Source organism: Burkholderia sp. MSMB2157WGS, assembly GCF_001532755.1.
Classification (GTDB): Bacteria; Pseudomonadota; Gammaproteobacteria; order Burkholderiales; family Burkholderiaceae; genus Burkholderia.
Genome location: NZ_LPJG01000032.1, coordinates 1 through 1,175, shown reverse-complemented (window position 1 = coordinate 1,175; position 1,175 = coordinate 1). Strand labels below are relative to the sequence as shown.

Below are 1,175 nucleotides of genomic sequence, written 5' to 3'. Positions count from 1 at the left end.
ATGACGGATGTAGTGATCGTATCGGCCGCGCGGACCGCGGTCGGCAAATTCGGCGGCTCGCTGGCGAAGATTGCGGCGCCGGAATTGGGCGCGACGGTGATCCGCGCAGTGCTGGAGCGTGCGGGCGTGAAGCCCGAGCAGGTCAGCGAAGTGATCATGGGCCAGGTGCTGACGGCCGGCTCCGGGCAGAACCCGGCGCGGCAGTCGCTGATCAAGGCGGGGCTGCCGAACGCCGTGCCGGGGATGACGATCAACAAGGTGTGCGGCTCGGGCCTGAAGGCCGTGATGCTGGCGGCGAACGCGATCGTCGCGGGCGACGCGGACATCGTGGTCGCGGGCGGCCAGGAGAACATGAGCGCGGCGCCGCACGTGCTGCCGGGCTCGCGCGACGGGTTCCGGATGGGCGACGCGAAGCTGGTCGACACGATGATCGTCGACGGGCTGTGGGACGTGTACAACCAGTACCACATGGGCATCACGGCGGAGAACGTCGCGAAGGAATACGGGATCACGCGCGAAGCGCAGGACGCGTTCGCGGCGCTGTCGCAGAACAAGGCGGAAGCCGCGCAGAAGGCCGGTCGCTTCGACGACGAGATCGTGCCGGTGTCGATTCCGCAGCGCAAGGGCGAGCCGCTGCAGTTCGCGACCGACGAGTTCGTGCGTCACGGCGTGACGGCGGAGTCGCTGGCCGGGCTGAAGCCGGCGTTCTCGAAGGACGGCACGGTGACGGCGGCGAACGCGTCGGGGCTGAACGACGGCGCGGCGGCGGTGCTGGTGATGTCGGCGCAGAAGGCGGCGGCGCTGGGCCTGACGCCGCTCGCGCGAATCAAGGCGTACGCGAACGCGGGCGTGGATCCGAGCATGATGGGCATGGGCCCGGTGCCGGCGTCGCGCCGGTGCCTGGAGCGCGCGGGCTGGACGCCGGGCGACCTGGACCTGATGGAGATCAACGAAGCGTTCGCGGCGCAGGCGCTGGCGGTGCACAAGCAGATGGGCTGGGACACGTCGAAGGTGAACGTGAACGGCGGGGCGATCGCGATCGGTCACCCGATCGGTGCGTCGGGCTGCCGAATCCTGGTGACGCTGCTGCACGAGATGGTCAAGCGCGATGCGAAGCGCGGGCTGGCGTCGCTGTGCATCGGCGGCGGGATGGGCGTCGCGCTCGCGGTCGAGCG

General features: G+C 70.1%; 1 protein-coding gene. It reads left to right on the top strand.

The window, feature by feature from the left end; all coding sequences use genetic code 11:
* Positions 1 to 1,175 (top strand): acetyl-CoA C-acetyltransferase (locus WT53_RS25265; protein WP_060262162.1); only part of this gene is annotated, 1,175 nt, incomplete at both ends.